This is a genomic window from Lysobacter enzymogenes (assembly GCF_900106525.1).
Lineage (GTDB): Bacteria > Pseudomonadota > Gammaproteobacteria > Xanthomonadales > Xanthomonadaceae > Lysobacter > Lysobacter enzymogenes.
Window position 1 is genome coordinate 77,705 of the sequence record NZ_FNOG01000015.1, and the last position, 1,166, is coordinate 78,870.

1 protein-coding gene is annotated in these 1,166 nt (G+C 64.9%); it reads right to left on the reverse strand.

Going from position 1 to position 1,166, the window contains the following annotated elements:
* Positions 1-1,109: DUF7507 domain-containing protein (locus BLU84_RS27405; RefSeq protein ID WP_170849246.1), on the reverse strand; the 1,109-nt coding region annotated here is incomplete at its 3' end.
* Positions 1,110-1,166 lie beyond the last annotated feature (57 nt).

The following is a 1,166-nucleotide window of genomic DNA, read 5'->3' on the forward strand; positions in this document are numbered from 1 at the left end:
GTCACCACCGCCGCGTTGACCACCTTGCCCGCGTCGGCATCGGCCTGAGTGACCTTGTAGGTACCCGACAAGATGCAGCTCGCACCCGGCGCCACACTGGCGCAGGTGATGCTGCTCGGCGCGATCTTGGCGTCGCTGACGACCACATCGGCCAGAGTCACGTTACCGGTGTTGGTCGCGGTGATCGTGTAAGTCAGCGTATCGCCCACCGACACCGCACCGTTCCCGTCTTCGTCGGCATTGCCACTGAGCGCCTTGGTCGAGCTCAGGTTCGGCGACTGGGTGACCGGCGTGGTCACGGTCGGGTTGCACTTGGCGTCGGCCGAGCCGGCCGGACACACATTCGGCGTCGAGGTCGACACGGTCGCCTTGTTGACGATCGAACCGGCGTTCACGTCGGACTGCTGGACCTTGAAGGTACCGACCAGGTCACAGGTCGCGCCCGGCGCCAACGTGGCACAGGTGATCGTGTTCGGCGTGATCTTGTCGTCGGTGACGACCACGTCGGTCAGGGTCACGTTGCCGGTATTGGTCACGCGGATGCGGTAGCTCAGCGTGTCGTTGACGGTGATGCTGCCGCTGCCGTCTTCGTCGGCATTGCTGGTCTGGGTCTTCTCCGACATCAGGTTCGGCGTCTGAGTGACCGGCGTGGTGACGGTCGGGTTGCACTTGGCATCGGTCGAGCCGGCCGGACACACGTTCGGCGTCGAAGTACCGACCGTCGCCTTGTTGACGATCGAACCGGCGTTGACGTCGGTCTGTTGGACCTTGTAGGTACCGACCAGGTCGCAGGTCGCACCCGGGGCCAGCGTCGCGCAGGTGATCGTGTTCGGCGTGATCTTGTCGTCGGTGACGACCACGTCGGCCAAGGTCACGTTGCCGGTGTTGGTCACGCGGATGCGGTAGGTCAGCGTGTCGTTGACGGTGATGCTGCCGCTGCCGTCTTCGTCGGCATTGCTGGTCTGGGTCTTCTCCGACGTCAGGTTCGGCGCCTGGGTGACGGGCGTGGTGACAGTCGGGTTGCACTTGGCGTCGGTCGAGCCAGCCGGGCAGACGTTCGGCGTCGAGGTGCCGACGGTCGCCTTGTTGACGATCGAGCCGGCATTCACGTCGGACTGCTGGACCTTGTAGGTACCGACCAGGTCACAGGTCGCACCCGGGGCCAA